The organism is Aliikangiella marina, from assembly GCF_007004765.1.
Lineage (GTDB): Bacteria > Pseudomonadota > Gammaproteobacteria > Enterobacterales > Kangiellaceae > Aliikangiella > Aliikangiella marina.
The window spans coordinates 433,709-454,410 of record NZ_VIKR01000001.1; the positions used below are offsets into that span (position 1 = coordinate 433,709).

Sequence of the window (20,702 nt, forward strand, 5' to 3'; positions counted from 1 at the left end):
AATTAGCAATAAGTCTACTGTGCGAGCTTTAAATGAGATTGTTTTTCTTCTAGTAATTGGGTGATAGTGGTTTTATTTTTGAGTAGTTGGACAACTTTATTGCCGGGTAACGGTTTGCTCAGAAGGAACCCTTGTACTTCTTCGCAGCGATAATCAGTGAGTAATTTGAGTTGTTTTTGGGTTTCTACGCCTTCTCCAATAACACTAACGTCCAAGTTATGCGCCAAATTTATGATTGACTCAACCATTTTTGCGTCACGCGTGTCCTCGGCAATGTCGGTGACGAAAGATCGATCTATCTTTAAACTATTGATTGGGAACTGTTTCAGATAACTAAGTGAGGAGTAACCGGTACCAAAATCATCGAGTGATAGTCTTACGCCGATCTCTCTAAGTCGGCCGAGCATATCGGTTGTAAAACTCATATTATCCATTAGCGTCCCTTCGGTTATTTCAAGCTCTATGCAACGAGGATCTATTTGATATCGGTCTAAGATGCGTTTCACCTTTAGCGGTAAATGATTGTCTCTAAACTGGAGCGCTGATAAATTGATAGCGATGTTTGTGGTGATGCCCAATTCGTCTTGCCATTGCTTGATTTGTTGACAAACGACGTTGAGCACCATTTCGCCGATGGGGATAATTAATCCCGTTTCTTCTGCGACGGGAATAAACTCGAGCGGCGGTATCCATCCGTGTTGGGGGTGATGCCACCTTAACAATGCTTCAAACCCAGAGATTTTATTGGCCTTAATATCAAACTTTGGTTGGTAGTGAACGATTAACTGATGACTATCTAGCGCGTTTCTGAGTTGGTTTTCGAGGCGAATTCTTTTAGTCACTCTTTCATTCATTTCTTGAGTGAAAAACTTGAAATTATTTTTCCCTTTATGTTTAGCGTGATACATCGCGGTGTCAGCTTGTCGGAGTAAAGTATCCACATCATTGCCATCTTGTGGAGACATCGCAATCCCGATACTTGGACTGATTGCGACTTCGTTTTCGCTGAGTTTGTAAGGCGTAGCAATATCATTCAATATTTTTTCTGCGACGTTAATAACTTGGTCGATAGTATCGACATTAAATAATGCGACAGTAAATTCATCGCCGCCAAGGCGAGCAACAGAATCGCTCTGTCTAACGCAATTTTTAAGGCGCTGTGAGACTGCGACCAACAACTCGTCGCCAAAATTATGACCTAATGAATCATTCACATTTTTAAAGTTGTCGAGATCGATAAATAAAATTGCGACGCTTAAATTCTGCTGTTCTGCAGTTTTTAGGCCTCGTTCTATTTGTTGATAGAGTAAGGTTCGGTTAGGAAGCGAGGTGAGGTTGTCGTAATTAGCCAACCGTCTCAATTCTGATTCAGCTTGCTTTCGATAACGAATATCGGTCATTGTGGCGATAAAATATTTGTTGCTATATTCTTCGTTTTCAACGGCAGCAACTCTGAGTTCGACAGGAACATTGGCCCCTTGAGTTCTCCGGATCCATGCTTCACCCTGATAGTGATTATGTTGCGCAACGATCGCTGTCATTTTATTAAAAAAAGCTTGGCTGTTTTCGCCTTTATCGCTCTCTGAAAAAAAGCTAACATCAAGCGGTTTACCAATTACGCGATTATCGAGACCTGTGATATTGGTAAACGCTCGATTTATTGCACATATATTCAAACCTTCATTAAATATAATTGCGCCATCGGTAGAGCTTTGAAATGCCGATGCGATGAGCCGGTTGTTCTCTTCAGCTTGCTTGATACTTGTAATGTTTCGTGTCGTACCGCTCAGTTTCAGCGGCTTGCCAAATTCATCTTTTTCAGTGACTCGCGCTTTATCGAGCAGCCAAACCCAGTTTCCTTCGATGTCTTTATGGCGATAAATTGATTCAATATGATCGGTATTTTGATGAAGGATCTTTTGAATATCGGTGACAAAAGAATCAATGTCATTGGGGTGAATGTACTTCTCTAGGTCATTTCGTTTTCCACTAAAGGTCGCAGAGCGGTTTTCTAAATGATCAAAGGTATTTCTTCTCGATATCTTTTGTTCAATGATATTCCATTCCCACATCTCATCACCACTACCCCAGAGAGCTTGAGTTAGTCTATTTCTGCTTTTCTCTAGTGCTTTTTGGGCTAGCAGTTCCCGACGAATGAAGACAAATACAATCGCCAATACGCCGAGAGCGACCATGGAGTAAATCGCAAAAGCCCACCAGGTTAACCATGGCTTAGGCTCAATAACAAATTGTAATTTTGTCGTGTTGTCACTCCAAGTCATATCACGATTGGTTCCTCTAAGCTCGAGTTGATACTCGCCAGCTTTTAAGTTTGTGAAAGTAACTTCCCGATCGCTACCGAGATTTATCCAACGATCGCTCAAGCCGTTTAGACGGTAGGCGTATTGATGATTCCAAGGTCGGACATAGTCGAGAGAAGAAAATTTGATTTTGATAACACTGTCGGTGTACTTAAATTGCCATTGTGTGAGTCTATTGATCGGTTTGTCACTTTCGATTGATCTGAATCGATAAGCTTCAGAACTTTCTTGCGCAGAAGGAATTTCAATATCAGTGATCACTAAAGGCGGTGCAAAGTTCGATTTTTTTATTGATTCCGGTTTAAATCTGATGACACCGCGACTGCTACCAAAGTTTAAGAAGCCTTGTGTATCTAGAAACTGGGTATTCTCGTGAAAGTTAATATCATTTTTTAGGAATCGCTTACCATAATCGGTGAGCTGATCTTTTAGAATATCGAGTTTGAACAATCCGTTTCCGGAGGTAAACCAGATATTTTCCTCATTGTATGGGTAAACTGAAAGAAAATTAATTTCGCCGATGTTTTTATGACTTTCCAGTAATGAGTAACGAGTTGTTGCCTCGCCATCGAGTGACAGTTCGAGTAACAGTAATCCTTGGCCATAAGTTGCTACCCAAAAGAGGTTATCCTGATAAGGAACAATTGCATAGATCCATATTTTCTCGACGGTTTTTCCTAAGTTTTGAAATGTCGCGCGCTTTATTGATTTAGTCGCTCGGTTTAAGAAATAAAGCCCATTAGAGGTGCTCAACCATAAATTATTGTTTTGATCACTGGAGATACTGGTAAATTCGAAATTGAACCCTTTACCAATTTCCTGCCTGACTAATTCGGTGTGATCTTCAAGAAGTCTGAGGTCTTGATTAACCCGCAGTAATTTGCCATTAGTACTGGTAACCCACAAAGTATCATTGGGCGCTTTAGCGAGACCCCAGATAGGCTCCGAAAGAGACTTTAATAAGTGATTTCCCGGTTGCTTTTGGTCCGCCAAAATTTCGCTCGCATAGGTGAGTTTTTTATCGGCGATATTAAACCATGCCAATCCATATTCCGTTCCAATCCAAAAGTGTTGGTCGCTTGTTTTTAAGATCGTCCATATCGGTGCTTGTTGCTTGGGGTCTTGACCATATTTGCCCGTGTAGTAAGAAGTGATTTTTCGGTTACTTTTGTCGAGTCGATTAAGGCCTTCGCCTGTGCCAATCCACAAAGCATCTTGAGTTTCCTCAAATGACCAAACTTGACGACCACTTAAAGAGTGCTTATCGCCTGGGATGGGCCTCAGGTTTTCAATGGTCTGTTCCGGATTAAAATAAGCCAGACCATCGAATGTGGTGACCCACATGGTTCCAGAATTATCGAGCAAAAGGCTGGTAACCTGATCATGCGGAATGGTTCTATCATCCGAAAGTTGATGATTTAAGTGTTTAACTTGATGAGTGTTCGGGTCAATAATGTTGATGCCACTGCTCCAAGTAGAAACCCAAATCTTGCCCTCATGGTCAAGTGCAATGTGCCAGGTTGCGTCAGTTGTCAGTGCCTGTTGATTATCAGAATCAGCAGTAAAATGTTTTGCCGTTTTAGTTTTTGGGTCGTAAGCCAGTACGCCATTTTCATAAGTTGTTAGCCATAAAGTGCCATGCTTATCAAATACATGAGCCGAGTAACCGAAACGGTCGGGGAGCGCTTCTAATTCGAGTTTAGAGAAAGACTGCGTTTTGAAATCAAAATTTAAAATGCCTTGGCTAGTACCGATCCAGTAATTGTCATTGGGTTGTTCAATCACAAAACTAACAGTGTTGTTTTTACTATTTTGGGCGCTAATCGGCGCAGGTCTGAAGCGTTGAAAGGTGTCTGATTGACTATTGTAAAGACTCAAGCCCTTGTTGGTACCCATCCACAATCGTTCTTTCGAATCTTCAGTCATGAAATAGACTTGGTTACCGCTAATTGATGATTGGTTGGATTCGTCATAGGGATATTGCTTAAACTCACGCTCGTTGGGTTTCAGCCTGCTGAGACCATCCGATGTCCCAACCCAAAGTCGATTTTGCCTATCTTCATATAAAGTGAGTACCCAGTCATCAGCGAGGGTTGAGGGCGTATTGGGAGCAGAGTTAAAGTTTGTGAATTCATAGCCATCGTATCTGACTAGCCCCTCTGCAGTGGCTATCCAGATCATGCCGTCGCGGCGTTGGATAATATGATTAACGTAGTTGGAACGAAGTCCATTTTCGGAGTTGACATGCTGAAAATAGATAGGAGAGTCAGCTAAAAGCGGCTGACTGGCTAGAAAAAAGCATACGATTAAAGCATTTCTTAGCACTAAACTAAACCTAACTAATTGATTTTATTCTATTATGTTCGATTGCATTGATTGTAATCTCGTTATGAGATTAGCGTTTTGAAGCGATTTCTTCAAGTAAAATTGTTTATAAAATAGTCAGCTGGGACGCAAGGCTTCTGCAAAATTGACGGATCCTAAATGAGTGTTTCCCAATCGATTATTACTAAGTATAGATAATTCTTGGTGGAATGTTTGTAAATCATAATTGAGTCTGAAGCGAGTTTGAAAATTGAAAATATTGAGTCAAATGGTCGATTCTTATCTAACTCAAATCAAACACATTAGAATAAACAAATGAAAACAATTCCGTCGAAATTACCTGATTGAAATCGAAACGTTGTACTAGCGATGACTTGTTGTATTCGATGTGACTAGAACTATTTATTGACTATTTACGTTTGTTCTCTCGACGAAACATGTTAACGTTGCAAACTCGAATTTTAAATCAAATATTTGGCAAGTTTTTAATGGCTGACACGAATCATTCAACGGGTAAAAAATGGGGACAAACAGAGAAGGCTCAATGGCTCTCTGAACAATCAGTTAAAAGGTCGTATCACCAAGAAGTGATGCTTCAAGTCGAAGCATTAAGCGCTAAGTTTGAAGTCGTTAACTATGGTGCTTTATCTTATGATGCTGAAAGATACCCGTTATTTATTTTGAAAAATTTCAATTGGGAAGACAGTAACCCAACCATTCTAATAACAGGTGGTGTTCATGGATATGAGACTAGTGGCGTGCAAGGCGCGTTAAAGTTTTTAGCAACCAAAGCAGAAGATTACACGAATTTTTTTAATTTTATTGTTGCACCTTGCGTAAGTCCCTGGGGATACGAAACGATCAATCGATGGAATCCGTTGACACTTGATCCCAACCGCTCATTTTACCCCGAAAGTCCCGCCGAAGAGGCGGCTTCATTAATGCGCGCAGTTGCAAAAACGAACGCTAAGATTTTTGCACACTTTGATCTTCATGAGACAACGGATACTGATAATACTGTTTTTCGCCCGGCGCTTGCTGCTCGCGATGGGGTCACCCAAGATAACTGGAATATCCCCGATGGTTTTTACACCGTTGGCGATGCTGAAAACCCACAAGAGGCTTTCCAAGGGGCAATAATTGACTCTGTTCGACAAGTCACTCACATTGCTCCTGCGGATGAAAACGGGCAGCTGATCGGTGTTGATATCACTCAGGAAGGGGTTATTAATTATCCCGTAAAATCCATTTTTTTATGTACTGGTTTTTCAGATGCCGAGTATTGCACAACAACCGAGGTTTATCCCGATAGTCCGCTAGTGAATGATGAAGATTGTAAAAATGCACAAGTAGCAGCGGTAGTGGGAGGACTTGATTATTTGTTATCGATACGGTGATTGCGATTGGCCATAACGAGTTAACACGCGCCGATAAAGCGAAAGTCCAACTGGAATCGACCCGGATTTTTATCGCCCAGTAAGAAGCCGACTTGGCGAATATTATCAGCTGAAAGAACTGGGGCGCCTTTAATCAGTCGGCCTCTAAATTGCGGTACAAAATTAGCCAGTTGAAAGCTGAAAGATTGCCATTGGTTTTGCTGAGTCTGAAACGACTGAACGTATGCATAGCCATCAAAATTGCGGTCGCTTCTCAAACGAAACTGATATTCTCGCCCGTCTCCACGTACTTCGATACACACTTTCTCAGCGTCGCCAAAATATCCCGCTGGAGTATGGCTGCGGGTACTCGCAAAGCCACCGTTGTTCTCTAGTGACAAATTGCCAGTAAAACGCATAAAGGCGTCTTGTTTGCTCACCAATAATTCACTGGCTGAACGTCCACCCATAACGGTATCGTTAACTATCCACCACTCTGCAGCATCATGGTTGAGCCAGTTTTTACTAGTTAAATTGGAAGACATGAAGACTCCGCAGAGAAACAGCACCCAAATGGAAGTTAGTTTCGATTTGATAAGATAATTCATGAGCGCTAATAAAGTTGTATAAGATACTATAAAGTTACGAGCGCTTACTGGTTTTAGATCTGGTTGGCTAGGTAAGGTATTATTCTTTGGTTTTCAATGTCGTTTCTCAATCTCGGTTGGCTTGGAAGACGAGTGTTGGGGCAATTCAACTTTTGGAATTTTTAACGGATATCATTATTCATCCCATGTTAGGTGAAAACTGTCTCAATAAACTCAGCTAGGCTCAATAGCCAACTGGTAAATGACCCGTTTTTACCCAAATAATGGTTTCTTCATCGACATAAGGGAAATGCTCGCTCATGTGCGGGCTGCGAATCCACGTATGGGATGGGTATTCGCCATGTTCATCTTTAAAAGTACCACTGAGAACAAGAATTTCTTCGCCACCGAAATGCCGGTGGGGTTGAAATTTTTCACCGGGCGGCCATTTTACCAGTGCTACATGCTCATGTTTGAATTCGTGTAATGGCATCACCTCAAGGCCGCCAATACCTGGGTGCCAAGCTTGCGTATTGGTATTGATTCTGACACTGTCTAAATCTTGAGAATCAAACTGGTTTAATTTGACGAAAATAACACAACCTTGGTCGCTATAGGGAGCGTGTTTGCTGCCGGGGGGATTTCGAAGGTAAGTGCCTGGGCCGTAATCACCAGTTTCATCCGAGAAAGTGCCTTGGATAACAAAGATTTCTTCGCCTTTAGGGTGCGGGTGCTCGGGAAATTTCGCGCCCGGTTTGTAAGTTACAATACTGGTTGTATGTCCAGACTCCTTCGCTTCTCGTTCCAACGGCTTTCTCAGAACATTGGCAGATGGACTACTAACCCAGTCCATCTCTTCGGTTCTAATCACTAATTTCTCATTGAAATCCATATTTAACATGACAAAACGTTTCTCTGTTAATTGTTTAAGCTGACTCGACTATTGACCAACATAACTTCGTCTAGCTATTGCTAATTTGATTGTGCACCGCTTGAACTAATGGAGGCGGTAATTGCAAACCGGCGGCGAGTTTTTGCAAATATTCTCTCCCTTGCGCTTGGTCTTCATCGATTGCAAGAACGGACGCGGTATATACTTCCATCGCTAACTCAGGAGTATTGGACTCTGCGATCACTTGGTTCAAAGACATAGGAGCGCTAATTTCGTTAAACACTAAAGCTCGATCTTCGTTAGACAATCCCATTGAGTCTGCTTTATTTGCGATATTTTGATATTCAGATGGGTCGAGGTGTCCATCTGACATAGCCGCCGCAACCATGGTTTTAAGAATATATATCGATTGTTCTTGCGGTTTGGTTTCGTCGAGATTTTCAAATTGTTGTTCATTCAAGCCGGTCCAATACGCGAGTTGGTTGCTCTGCTGGTTTCCGTTTTGATTATTATTGACTGAGTCTGTTGGTATTCCAGACTGCGGGTTAGATTGATTTTGGTTGTATTGTTTGTAGGCATTCCAGGCTAATGCGCCGACTGCGGCAAGCCCTCCGTACTTGATGAGCTTTTTGGCACCTTTACGACCTTTTTTACTGGTTAAGGCGCCAGAGACCGCGCCGCCAGCTAGGCCACCTAAGAACCCTTTAGAAACGTCGCTCGAAGACAAGCCATTGAGTATTTTCTTAAAATCAACCACGTATCGCTCCTTTTTCTCTGCGTAATTATGCTAAATGAATTTTGAAGATTGCTCTGTTAACAAAGTCTGTAGATAACAAATCGTTTAAGTAACGAATAGCTAACCGTTCTATTTCTCAATTGTTGGAGCAAACTGAACGTGCCGCCCTCAGAATGCCAACTGCCCAAGCGTCGCACAAGTTCAAATCTTAAGGAATTGTTTCAGTATTGAATGATTAAACAACATTATTGAAAATTACAATAACGAGATGCAGCGTTGATGACAGTCAAAGTCGATTAATCTTTTGTTGCGAGGATAAAAGTAAGCGCTTAGGATAAAGCAGTTAGTTAATTCGGCAGACATTGTTGCAAGCTTGTATTAATGCATTTAGTTTTAATGCGTGCAGTTTTGGTGCGGTTGATTGCTGTGCGAATGATTGCTGTGCGAATGATTGTAGTTCGGATGATTTTAGTTCGAATGATTGTAGTTTGGACGAGTGTAGTTCGGATGATTGCATTGCAGTTGATTGTATTCAGTACAGTTGTAGTACGGACAAAAACAATACATTGCAATTTGATTGAAAATAACGCGCAACTTTGTTGATAAAAATAATCAAAAAACGATAAAGGAACCTTGGATGAAATGGCCTATTACTTTTAGTGGGAGAGTTATTAATGGAGCGACTGGTAAGGGGGAGACTGTTAAAAAGGCAATTGCTTTTCTCTTATCAGTGCTCATTGTCGCTTGTTCTCAAGAGGTCGAACAAAGCACCAGCGATTCTTCTCAGCAGGTCGAGCCGATTGATTTAATACTTACCAATGGAAGCGTTTATAGCTTCAACTGGCGAGCGCCTGACGGTGACGGTAATCCTGCAACAGACGCGCCTTATCAATCAGGATGGCAACCTGATGCGCAAGCAATTGCGATAGATGACGGATTAATTGTCGCTGTCGGGACTAATCAAGTTATCCGCCAAATGGCGACGGCTCAAACTCAAATTGTCGACCTTGAAGGGGCGACAGTGCTTCCCGGTTTTCACGACTCGCACGTCCACATTGCTGAGCTGGGACAAATTCTTTCTCGTATAAACCTCATCGATGTAAAAACGCCACAAGAAGCGATTGATCAATTGCTCAAAGCAACAAAAGCAATTGATTTAGGACCAAATGAGTGGGTGATAGGTCAGGGGTGGGACGAAGGCGCGTGGGCGAATGCTTATCCAACCAAGGCGCTTCTTGATAAACATTTTCCTAATAACCCGGTATTGCTTAAAAGCTTACATGGATTTGCCGTTTGGGTTAATTCCGCTGCACTTGGTATTGCGCAGATAGATCACAATACACAGCCGCCTATTGGCGGAGAAATAGTTAAGGATTTAACCGGCGAGCCAACCGGAATATTACTCAACCGAGCAACTACTTTGATTCAAAACAAGGTACCTGATGCATCCAATACAGAGTTTCAATCTTGGGTGAAGAAAGGCATGCAACAAATGCTAAAAGATGGCTTTGTCGCTGTTCACCAAGCCGGTGCAGAGACTAAACATATCAGCGCATTTCAGGCATTAAATCAGGCGCAAGAACTCCCTCTGCGAACTTATGCAATGTTATCAGCGCGAGATGAATCATTGGCCAAAGAATGGATAACAAAAGGACCGCTCATAGACCCGAGTGGCTGGTTAGATATCCGTTCGGTTAAAGCCTATTATGATGGCGCTTTGGGGTCAAGAGGGGCGAGGTTACTCGAGGATTATTCCGACAGACCAGGACATAGAGGAGTTTCTGGAGAAGGGTACGGTTTTGATGAATCCCTTGTTGAAGCTTTAATGCGACGAGGGTTTCAAGTTGGGATCCACGCCATTGGTGATGCCGGTAATCGCGAAACCCTCGATTTTTTGCAAAAAGTCATGACCGATTTTCCAGAAACTAGAAACCTTAGGCATCGAATAGAGCATGCGCAAGTACTTCACCCCGATGATTTAAGCCGTCTAGCCAACTTGAAACTGATCGCTTCAATGGAGCCACAGCATGCGGTTGAAGACAAAACCTGGGCCGAGTCGCGAGTTGGCTCAGAGCGGATAAAAGGTGCGTATGCATGGCGTAAATTGAAACAAGCAGGAACCCAAATGACGTTGAATTCTGATTTACCAGGTTCAGACCATTCGTTGTTTTACGGTTTACATTCTGCCGTAACTCGCCAAGATAAGCAGTCGCAACCAGCGGGAGGATGGTATCCACAGGAGAACCTTACAATTGAAGAGGCTGTCCGTGGGTTTACTATTGATGCCGCTTTTAGCGCATTTCATGAGAATGACACTGGTGTAATCGCGAAAGGAAAATGGGCTGATTTAACCATCGTTGATATCGATGTAATGCAAGTGGCTGAGAAGCAGCCTCACGCATTGCTAACGGGACAAGTTTTGATGACAGTATTGGATGGAAAGATTGTTTATCGAAAGGAGTCATTTTCTGAGGATTAATCTGCCGAGCAGAACAGCGTAAGAGCGCGAATAAACCCGGTGATCACTCAATAAGTGGTGTGCATAAGATTATGACCAACACAGAGAGGTACTGGTTTAAACAAGCGTTAAAGCACAGTCAGAAAACGATGCTTTAACGCCTAGCGATTAGCGCTCCTTTCGAGAGGAACTTCGACTCGATTTGTTTGAGCGGTTGGAATTAGACCGCGCCCTTGGCTGAGAACTTCTATTGCTGCTCTCATAACGAGGACTGCGGCTTTCACGCGGCGGAGTATAGTTTGTTGGTGCGGAGCGCTGAGTCGATCGTGTCTCTTGTCTTTGAGTATTGCGCTGCACATCTCTTCTTGGTTGACTACGTGATTCGTTTGACCGCCGGTTAACTTGTCGAGACCGCTGTTCTATTTCTCTATTGCTCGATTGAGAGCGACGCTCGCTCCTGAGGTTATTCGAACGAGAGTCTTGGCGACGTGTATTGCCTTCCTGCAAATTCCTTCTCACATTTGAGTATTGGTCTTGTTGTCGATTACTCCGTGCTTGTGAGTCTCGTTGATTTACGCCTCGCGAGATAACGTCACGATTTCGGTTTTGTAAATCTCGGGTTTGTGCTCCTCTGTTGGTTGAGTTGCTGTTTCTGACTTCTCGATTTTGCAAGTCGCGGTTCTGTCGTTCGCGATTTTGAACGCCGCGACTGATTACGTCTCTATTTTGAGAACCGCGGGTACGGGAATTTTCGGGCCGAGTGTTTCGGTTGACCAAATCGCGATTAACCATGTTGCGATGGGTTGAAGTTTCTCTATCAAACCTTTGATTAGACCGAGTTGTACTACGCTGACTATTGCTTGAGCGACGCTCTCCTAATTGATCTCTCAGTCTTTGCTGTCGGGTGACTTGTCGCGTCTGTTGATTAAGTACGTTTTGTCGTCTTGTATTGGCATTGGCAATGGTTTGCGAACGCTGGTTTTGGCGTTGAACAACATTCTGTCTTGCGGAGACTCGGTTACTTAAACTATCCCGTTCTGTTCGACGAATCGTGCGAGTTTCAATCCGGCTAGGGCGACTACTTTGATAACGCTCCCTAATCGTGTTGGTTCTATAAGCCACGCCTCGGCGATGGCGTGGGTTATGTCGCCAGCGAGCTGAATTAACATGGTGCACAACATCTCGACGATAGCGACGATAATGTCCATGGTAATAGTGGTGATGATGCGAAATCACTAGGTGGCGATTATGCCAATGAAATCCACCGAAGAAAAAGTCGAATGATATGCGCACTCTCGGGTACCAGTAAAACGGACCATGATGATGGTGCGCGTAATGCCGATGACGCCAGTAAACCGGCGGGTAATGTGCCCAGTGCCAAGTACCATACACCACTCGAGTATCATAGTAAGGAACATAGACAACTTCGGGCTCTGAGGGCTCAATGACAATGATTTTTTCTTCGCGAACAACCTTAACATTATCCATCTTGTCGAGATTACCGACATTATCAGCCCGTCGTCTGAGTGACTGAATGGCATCTAAGACAAGCGCCTCGTCTTGTAAAAAGGCGTCCCCGACTTGTTGTGTCCAATCGAGATCATCGCTCATCCGCTTTAAAACTGTTGGGAATGGCACTAGCGCCTTTACACTGGGATCCCACTGTCGATCTTCCACTTGTTGCATCGCCTCCCCAGGCGCTAAGTCAGGGTTTTTAGTGACCCAGCGGTTAGCTTGAACGACTTCAAGCGGGTAAGTCGAGGCAATTAGAATGTGCGTCAGAACGCTGTCTGGATAGAGTGCAATCGGCGCAAGAATTTGCTCAAGTTCGGCTTGACTAAAAGACTGCGCCATTTCATCGTTGCCATCACTCTCGGCAAACGACTGTGCGGAGACAAAAATTATACTCAAACTGATGAGTAACTGTGATAAAAATTTGATTGCTTTCATAGCGTTATCCCATTTTGTTCGCTGCAGAGTATTGTTTTTATCTGTTTCTGCATAAAGTGCTGTTCTGCCTTTGATACGATTAACGTCTATTAAACACGCTGTAAACTGAATGATGCATGAACAAATCGCCTTTGTTTGCATTCTACGCCGATTTTTAATGATTTTCAGGAATTGTCGCTTGCTACTGGCTTAGACAAAAGCCTTACGTCCTGATTGAGCGCTACTCATACGCTTTTGAAAGACTCAATTGGACGATTTCAGACAAAAAAAGCAACAAAGCAAGGTCATATCATTGCGCTATTAGGAATGACTGGTCAAAGCGCCTTGTTTTTCAGTAACATAGAGAAATACTCCTCCAAGATATAGGGAATATTCAATTGGCTTATTGGCTTTTAAAAACTGAACCGAGTGAGTTCAGTATCGATGACCTTGAGGCGCTGGGGAGTAAAACAGAGCCTTGGGACGGTATTAGAAACTATCAAGCGCGAAATATTATGCGTGACAAAATAAAAGTGGGTGACAAAGCACTGATTTATCACAGTAGTTGTAAAGACGTGGGCGCGGTGGGGACCGCAGAAGTCGTTGAAAACGCCTATCCCGATCCCGCTCAGTTTAATCCGAAAAGTAAGTATTATGATCCCAAGTCAAATCGAGATAATCCTCGTTGGGTTTGTGTTGGCGTTAAGTTTTTGAGCAAGTTCGATAACATTGTGGCGCTGAAACAAATTAAATCAACGCCCGCGCTTGCAGAAATGGTATTGGTTAAACAAGGCCGTTTATCTGTTCAACCAGTAACGGCGAAAGAGTGGAAAGTGATCAATCAAATGGCAAAAGGGTAAGTCAAACATGAAAACCATCGGTTTGATTGGCGGAATGAGTTGGGAGTCGACGGTCAGTTACTATCAATTGATAAACCGTGGCATTAAGCAGCACTTAGGCGGCTTACATTCTGCCAAGTTGCTAATGTATAGCGTTGATTTTGCAGAAATTGAAGCGCTTCAACATGCCGGTGATTGGCAAAAGACGGCGGAAATACTGGCTTCAGCCGCGCAATCGCTTGAGTCTGGTGGTGCCGATTGTGTGGTTATTTGCACAAATACGATGCACAAAGTGGCACCTCAAGTTGCTGCAAGCGTCTCTCTACCCTTGATTCATATCGCTGATGCCACGGGACAAAAACTCTCTGAGAATAGTATCGAAACTGTCGGCTTGCTGGGCACAAACTTTACCATGGAGCAGTCGTTTTACAAGGGGCGTATTGAGTCAGAGTTTGGTATACAAGTGGTCATACCTAATCAAGCCGAACGTAAAATTGTCCATGAGGTTATTTACCAGGAACTGTGTCTCGGAAAAATCGAGGAAGCGTCCAAACGCGAATACCTTAAAATCATCGATAAGCTGGCTGCTCAGGGTGCTCAAGCGGTTATCTTAGGGTGTACAGAGATAGCATTGTTAGTTGAGCAAGCAGACACTAACGTTCCTTTGTACAACACGACAGAAATCCATGCTCAAGCAGCGATAGAGTTTGCCTTATCAGTTTAATCTCGCCAATTCTTGGGTTTATCCATTAGTGCGATTTCTTCGTATTTACCATCACAAAGAATCGTTTTATCAACTAAGATGGTCAGACTAAGACTAAAGATTGAGACGACGAATTTTTAATGATTGACAGAGGGTACCGACGGTAAAGCATGGCGAATTACTTGATAACTGGTGGAACAGGGCTGATTGGCAGAGCGCTGATTAAGCGACTTCAACAATCTCCTGCAACGATTACCGTGTTAACCCGCGATAAAAAGCGAGCAGCTCAAAAGCTCGGCTATTTGGTTAACTTGATTGAAAGCCTTGAAGAAATCGATCCGCAAGAAAATATCGAGTTCGTTGTCAACTTAGCTGGAGAACCAATCGCTGATAAGCGTTGGTCCGTTGGCCAAAAGATGAAAATATGGCAAAGCCGCGTAGAGCTCACCAATCAGATTATTCAATGGATGAAAAAACAAACTCACAAGCCTCAAGTATTGCTTAGCGGATCCGCCGTCGGCTGGTATGGAGATGGCGGTAGCAATGAGCTCACAGAAACTAGCATGCCGCACCCTGAATACCAGCACGAACTATGTAAGGCTTGGGAAGAAGCGGCGCTTGCTGCTGAGGCATTTGAGGTTCGAGTGTGTTTATTGCGTACTGGATTAGTGGTTAGCTCACAAGGTGGTTTTCTCGACAAAATGCTGCTGCCATTCAAGCTTGGGTTGGGAGCCCGAATAGGAGATGGTCGTCAATATATGCCGTGGATTCACATTGACGATATGGTGAATGCATTGATGTTCATGTTGGATCCAAATGAAGAGGATATTGAATCTTGTCGCGGAGCGTTTAACCTTACTGCGCCAACGCCAGTCACTAACACCGAGTTTACCCAAACTCTCGCGCGAGTAGTTGGCAAGCCGAGTTTTCTTTTTGTGCCTTCTTGGTTTTTAAATTTAGCCTTGGGAGAGATGGCTAGACTTTTATTGACCGGCCAGCGTGCAGTTCCTCAAAAGCTGCAAGACTTTGGTTTTTATTTCCAATTTGATAAGTTAGAAGGAGCGTTACAAGAAGTACTCAAAAAAGACTAGCGGTTATCGATGGTTGGTTTGCAAGCTTGGTCAAGTTTTTGCCAAGTTTTGACATGGTCTAATATCGCTTGTTTTAGTTGTATTTCTAAATGGTTGGAAGAATCAATATTGAAGCTTTGATCATACCAGTGATAGAAACCCGTAGCGTCTTTTGGAAAATAGATAGACCACTGAGCGAGCTCTTTTTGAATCCCACGAAAACTATTCAACAGTGTGACTTGGCGCTTTTGAATGTCTTGGAGATAGAACTTATTTAAGATATTTTTTAAATACTGGTATTCAGTCGTCGGCTGCTTGTTCGGACAGATTGAGTGCAAATGAATATTTAGCTGCGATGTTGTTGCTTGCAATTCATCGATATGAAACACCAGCTCTGCCTCGAGTGAGCCGATCAAGCCAGAGGATTGTTCAATTAATTGAAAAGTATCAAACCACTGCTGATTATCGGGTAACTGTTTGCTAGTAAGCAGCTTTCTTAGATCGGCAAAGCTTTGAGCCAGCGCTTGCATTTCTTGCTCACCGACCGCGCGATGCTTATTCGAATATGAAAAAAGCTTTTGCCAGTATCTGCTAGCCCAAGTATTGTTCCATATCTGAGTTGAAAACTGGGTGCGTTTAGCTGATATGGCTGCCAACAATTTTTCGGAAGGCGCTTCTATTGAAGCGACGCATTGCGCTAAAAGAATAGATAGCCGTTTTTCGTAATGCAGCAGCGATTCGGCTTGCATATTCCTGCCCAATTGACTGTTTCTATGCCCTAGTAACTGTTGTAGTTCAACGCACTCTGTCACTGAAAAAAAATCTAACCAATCGACTCGGACTGTCGGTAATTGACGTTTCAACTCCTTAGTGTCAGGAAATTGTTTTGCAGCTGGTGGAGCCTTAAGGTATTGAACATTAAGAATAGTGTAGATTCTTTGTTTGTAGTCAGTAATTTCCTCGCTATACTCATTTAACTCAGCGCAGCCACTCACAATCATAAGACTGAGCAAGAGTACTGAGGAATGCGCGAAAATCTTAGGGAGCATCATATTTTAGGGAACATCATAAAAGTTGCCGAGTCAATAAGTCGAAAAGCAATGTTCTAGTTTACGAAGGACAGAGCTAGGGTAGCAAAAAACAGTAAAGAAAAAATATAAACAAATTAAATACAAAGGGAAAATAGATGTTTAAAAATCAATTTGGTTTGGCACTAGTGATTGCGGCTTCAGTAAGCACCTTCTCATTAAATCTCAAGGCTGCTAACTTTAGCGAGCAGGTTGACAACCTGTTTTCATCGATAGATTCAGCCGCTCAGCCAGGTTGCTCGGTTGGCGTTATTGAGAAAGGCCGACTCATTCATCGGTCGGGTTATGGACTTGCCAACATGGAACTTAATGTGAAACTTGATGGGAGTCATGTTCATCGGGTTGGCTCAGTCTCCAAGCAATTTACCGCGATGGCAGTATTACTGTTGGCTGAGGAAGGAAAAATCGATTTACAAGCCGATATTCGTCAATATCTGCCAGCGTTAAAAGATTATGGCGTGAAGGTGTCGGTTAATGCGATGCTGGGGCATTTTGCTGGCATGGCTGACTATGACTTTATTTCTGGCGGCGATCGCGGTCCTGTTAAGAACGGACTCAACATTAAATCCGTCGCGGGAGGCCCATTTCGGTTGGGTAATGAAGATTATTTAACCATTAAAGAGTTTTATGATGTGGTCAAGAAAGCGCCTTTGAGGCACAAGCCGGACCAGAAATGGGACTACAGTAATTTAGCTTATTTTCTCCTATCAATGCTAGTAGAAGAAGTTTCTGGGGAAACTATCAGGGAATATGCGGAGAAACGAATTTTTAAGCCACTTGGAATGAGGCATACATTTTTTAGTGACCAACCGACGGAAATTGTTCGTAACCGAGCAAGTGGTTATAAGCCCGCGAAGGAAGGCGGTTATGTAACTGATATGACCAACCTTTTTTGGGTTGGAGATGGCGGAATTCACACGACTGTCGATGACATGTTGAAGTGGGATCAAAATTTTTATCACCCTAAAGTCGGTAAGAATCCGAAACAACTACTAGCGCTTTTTAATAAGCCGAACAGTGATTATGAAGCTCGTGGTGGCGGGCTTTATGCAAATGGCCAAATGATTACTGATAAGGATGGGCGCAAGTCTTATGCGCACGGAGGAGGCTGGTTAGGCGTATTGACTTACTATGAGCGCTTCCCAGAACATCAGTTTTCAACGATTGTGTTTTGTAATACCACCGATCAAAAACCGTGGGAATTCGCTAAACAAATTGCTGATTTATATTTTAATCAATAAGGTTATTGGTGATTGGCGTTTAACGAGACAATAAAAAGACCTTTCTAAACAGAAAGGTCTTTTTTTAACTTTTGGGTTTTAAGGCTAGATTTGATCGTTATTCTTCGTCAGATTTAAAAATGCAGTGTTTCGCAAAATCTTTAGCTTGATTCGCGGTCCAGTCGCCTTTAGGTTTCTCCTTCATATCTTCGCACCATTCTTTACTACCGACTTCGGGCGCGCATCCAGATAGCATTGCGAGGGCAAAAAGGATTGCTAATAAATATTTCATGTCATCTCCTTGAGTGTTTATAGGTTTTCCAATTGTTGTTTTTGTTCGATTAGTTTGCTAATCGCGAGCTCTGACTGGGCTAGCTTTTCTTTTTCCTTTTCGACAACCGCGGCAGGTGCTTTTTCGACGAAATTAGCATTCGATAATTTACCGGCTAAACGTTGCTTGTCTTTTTCTAGTTTGTCAATTTCCTTTTCAAGTCGAGCCACTTCAGCGGTCACATCAATAAGTCCAGCAATCGGGACTAAAATTTCCATTTCTCCCGCTATCGCAGTCGATGAAGGCGGAGCTGACTCACCGACTTCCTCGATTGACTCCAATTTGGCTAGCGCCGAAAGAAAGCTGCGGTACTCATTCATGCGTCGAATGTCATTTTGAGTCGCATTTTTAAGTAAAACACTGACCGGTTTCGCGGGAGAAACATTAAGCTCACCGCGGATGTTACGAACGGCGACTATCACTTGCTGTAACCAAGCCAAATCATTTAACGCTTTTTGATTACGCTTTGATTCGTCGAAAACAGGAAAAGCCGCTTTCATTATCGTGTCACTGTTGACATTAACCATCGGCTTTAAACGCTGCCAAATTTCCTCGGTAATAAAGGGCATCATTGGGTGGAGCAAGCGCATCATACTTTCGAGCACATTGACCAAAGTGTGGCGGGTACCGCGTTTTTGCTCTTCACTTGCATCATCGCCGTATAGAATAGGTTTGGATAACTCTAAGTACCAGTCACAATATTCACTGCGAGAAAACTCATAAAGTGTTTGTGTTGCCAAATCGAATCGATACTCTTTTATGTGCTTTTCGAAATCGACAATAGCATCTTGCAGCTTGCTGATAATCCATTCATCAGCAATACTCAATTCAAAATTGTCATTGTCTTTACCGCAATCCTCACCTTCAGTGTTCATTAACACATAACGTGCGGCATTCCATAATTTATTACAGTAATTGCGGTAGCCCTCGACACGACCCAGGTCAAAATTGATATCGCGACTGGTTGATGCTAATGCACAAAAAGTCGTTCTCAGTGCATCAGTTCCGTAACTTTCGATGCCATCAGCAAATTCCTTGCGCGTTCTTTTGGCAATTTTTTCAGCATCTTGCGGATTCATCATCCCGCTGGTCCGTTTTGAAACCAGGCTCTCAAGATCAATACCATCGATTAAATCAATTGGGTCTAAAACGTTACCCTTTGACTTGGACATTTTATTTCCATGCTCATCGCGGATGAGGCCCGTAATATAGATTTCCTTAAATGGTACTTTACCGGTAAATTTCAGAGTCATCATAATCATTCGCGCAACCCAAAAGAAAATGATGTCAAAGCCGGTTACCAAAACACTGGAAGGAACAAATTTTTCAAGTTCTGGTGTTTCGTTTGGCCACCCCATAGTGGCAAACGGCCATAGTGCAGAAGAAAACCAAGTGTCGAGAACATCGTTATCCTGACGTAAATTAATATCATCTGTGAGACCATTTTTAGCCCGAACATCAGCCTCATCACGACCGACGTAAACGTTACCTTGATTATCATACCAAGCGGGAATTCTGTGACCCCACCAAAGTTGACGGCTGATGCACCAGTCTTGGATATTTTCCATCCAGTGGAAATAGGTTTTATCCCAGTTCTCCGGGACAAACTTGATATCGCCATTTCGAACCGCATCGATCGAAGGTTTGGCGAGCGAATCAACGGCGACATACCATTGATCGGTTAGTAAGGGTTCAATAACATCGTGACTACGATCACCGCGCGGTACTTTCAAAGCATGATCGTCGATCTTTTCAAGGAATCCAAGTGTCTCAAACTCTTCTACAATCAGTTTGCGTGCGGCGAAGCGATCCAAATTCGCGTACTGCGACGGTAAGGCATTGTCAAAATCATCGATCGGCTGGCCATTAATTTCAAATACTTCTGCAGCCGAAAGAATAGTCGCTGTTGGTGACATGATATTAATCAATGGTAGCTGATGGCGTTTGCCAACATCATAATCATTGAAGTCGTGTGCTGGTGTTATTTTAACGCAGCCAGTACCAAATTCTCGATCCACGTAATCATCGGCAATTACCGGAATTTTTCGCCCTACCAATGGAAGCGATACGAACTGACCGATTAGATCTTTATAGCGCTCATCATCAGGATGGACTGCCACTGCGCAATCACCTAACATCGTTTCAGGTCGAGTCGTTGCGACAACGAGATAATCTTTACCATCGCTCGTGGTCGCACCATCAGCAAGCGGGTAGCGAAAGTGCCACAAGAAACCTTTTTCGTCGAGATTTTCAACTTCCAAATCAGAAATTGCTGACTGGAACTTAGGGTCCCAGTTTACTAACCGTTTACCACGATAAATAATGCCTTCTTCGTGCAAGCGAATAAACACTTCTTTGACTGCGTTGGACAAATCTTCATCCATAGTAAATGCTTCTCTCGACCAGTCAGGTGAATCACCAAGACGACGCATTTGTTGCGAAATAGTTCCGCCCGAGGATTCTTTCCATTGCCAAACTTTTTCGACAAATTCTTCACGAGTGAAATCAGTTCGCTTTTTGCCTTCTGCATTGAGTAGGCGTTCAACAACCATTTGAGTTGCGATCCCCGCATGGTCGGTACCGCATTGCCAAAGCGCATCATCACCTTTCATTCGATGATATCGAGTTAGCAAATCCATAATGGTGTGCTGAAACGCATGCCCCATATGAAGGCTTCCGGTGACATTGGGTGGCGGAATTAAAATACAGTAAGGTTCGCCTTTGCCATCCGATTTGAAGTAATCGTTTGATTCCCAGTTTTCATACCACTTTTGTTCGATGTTCTGGGGAGTATAGGATTTATCCATGATTGATTAACTCAGTAAAA

The 20,702-nt window shown here is 43.1% G+C and carries 14 protein-coding genes; 6 read left to right on the forward strand and 8 right to left on the reverse strand.

Annotated elements, in window-relative coordinates; translation table 11 throughout:
* Window positions 1-14: 14 nt before the first annotated feature.
* Window positions 15-4,646, reverse strand: a complete 4,632-nt coding sequence (locus FLL45_RS02010; protein ID WP_142888114.1) for an EAL domain-containing protein — start codon at window positions 4,644-4,646, stop codon at window positions 15-17.
* A gap of 488 nt (window positions 4,647-5,134) precedes the next feature.
* Between FLL45_RS02010 and FLL45_RS02015 the strand changes: the two genes are divergently transcribed.
* Window positions 5,135-6,043, forward strand: a complete 909-nt coding sequence (locus FLL45_RS02015) for a M14 family metallopeptidase (protein ID WP_142888115.1) — start codon at window positions 5,135-5,137, stop codon at window positions 6,041-6,043.
* A gap of 20 nt (window positions 6,044-6,063) precedes the next feature.
* Here FLL45_RS02015 and FLL45_RS02020 read toward each other — a convergent pair whose 3' ends face one another.
* The 3 genes from FLL45_RS02020 to FLL45_RS02030 form a co-directional block, all read right to left on the reverse strand.
* On the reverse strand, window positions 6,064-6,567 hold the full coding sequence (locus FLL45_RS02020) for a CIA30 family protein (protein ID WP_185964289.1): 504 nt from the start codon (window positions 6,565-6,567) through the stop codon (window positions 6,064-6,066).
* A 286-nt stretch (window positions 6,568-6,853) separates the two neighbouring features.
* Window positions 6,854-7,510, reverse strand: coding sequence for a cupin domain-containing protein (locus FLL45_RS02025; protein WP_142888117.1), 657 nt, complete (start codon window positions 7,508-7,510; stop codon window positions 6,854-6,856).
* A 61-nt stretch (window positions 7,511-7,571) separates the two neighbouring features.
* Entirely contained in the window at window positions 7,572-8,258 is a 687-nt protein-coding gene (locus FLL45_RS02030) for a tellurite resistance TerB family protein (protein WP_142888118.1), read from the reverse strand.
* Window positions 8,259-8,874: 616 nt separating this feature from the next.
* Here FLL45_RS02030 and FLL45_RS02035 point away from each other — a divergent pair.
* Window positions 8,875-10,716 (forward strand): amidohydrolase, encoded by a 1,842-nt coding sequence (locus FLL45_RS02035; RefSeq protein ID WP_142888119.1) that lies wholly within the window; start codon window positions 8,875-8,877, stop codon window positions 10,714-10,716.
* A 147-nt stretch (window positions 10,717-10,863) separates the two neighbouring features.
* Here the strand turns inward: FLL45_RS02035 and FLL45_RS02040 are convergent, their stop codons facing one another.
* Window positions 10,864-12,645: a DUF3300 domain-containing protein gene (locus FLL45_RS02040; protein ID WP_142888120.1), complete on the reverse strand. Its 1,782-nt coding sequence runs from the start codon at window positions 12,643-12,645 to the stop codon at window positions 10,864-10,866.
* A 377-nt stretch (window positions 12,646-13,022) separates the two neighbouring features.
* Here FLL45_RS02040 and FLL45_RS02045 point away from each other — a divergent pair, with 377 nt between their 5' ends.
* From FLL45_RS02045 to FLL45_RS02055, 3 genes are all read left to right on the forward strand, one after another.
* Window positions 13,023-13,484, forward strand: a complete 462-nt coding sequence (locus FLL45_RS02045; RefSeq protein ID WP_142888121.1) for an EVE domain-containing protein — start codon at window positions 13,023-13,025, stop codon at window positions 13,482-13,484.
* A gap of 7 nt (window positions 13,485-13,491) precedes the next feature.
* Window positions 13,492-14,187 (forward strand): aspartate/glutamate racemase family protein, encoded by a 696-nt coding sequence (locus FLL45_RS02050; RefSeq protein WP_142888122.1) that lies wholly within the window; start codon window positions 13,492-13,494, stop codon window positions 14,185-14,187.
* 149 nt (window positions 14,188-14,336) lie between these two features.
* Entirely contained in the window at window positions 14,337-15,257 is a 921-nt protein-coding gene (locus tag FLL45_RS02055; protein ID WP_142888123.1) for a TIGR01777 family oxidoreductase, read from the forward strand.
* On the opposite strand, the gene FLL45_RS02060 is transcribed toward FLL45_RS02055, so the two are convergent.
* On the reverse strand, window positions 15,254-16,288 hold the full coding sequence (locus tag FLL45_RS02060) for a DUF3080 family protein (protein WP_142888124.1): 1,035 nt from the start codon (window positions 16,286-16,288) through the stop codon (window positions 15,254-15,256). The genes FLL45_RS02055 and FLL45_RS02060 overlap by 4 nt on opposite strands.
* Before the next feature lie 134 nt (window positions 16,289-16,422).
* On the opposite strand from FLL45_RS02060, the gene FLL45_RS02065 reads away from it, so the two are divergent.
* Complete coding sequence (locus FLL45_RS02065) at window positions 16,423-17,565, forward strand: serine hydrolase domain-containing protein (protein ID WP_142888125.1); 1,143 nt, start codon at window positions 16,423-16,425, stop codon at window positions 17,563-17,565.
* Window positions 17,566-17,662: 97 nt separating this feature from the next.
* On the opposite strand, the gene FLL45_RS02070 is transcribed toward FLL45_RS02065, so the two are convergent.
* Window positions 17,663-17,836 (reverse strand): DUF3012 domain-containing protein, encoded by a 174-nt coding sequence (locus FLL45_RS02070; RefSeq protein WP_142888126.1) that lies wholly within the window; start codon window positions 17,834-17,836, stop codon window positions 17,663-17,665.
* Window positions 17,837-17,853: 17 nt separating this feature from the next.
* Entirely contained in the window at window positions 17,854-20,682 is a 2,829-nt protein-coding gene (locus FLL45_RS02075; protein ID WP_142888127.1) for a valine--tRNA ligase, read from the reverse strand.
* Window positions 20,683-20,702: the final 20 nt, after the last annotated feature.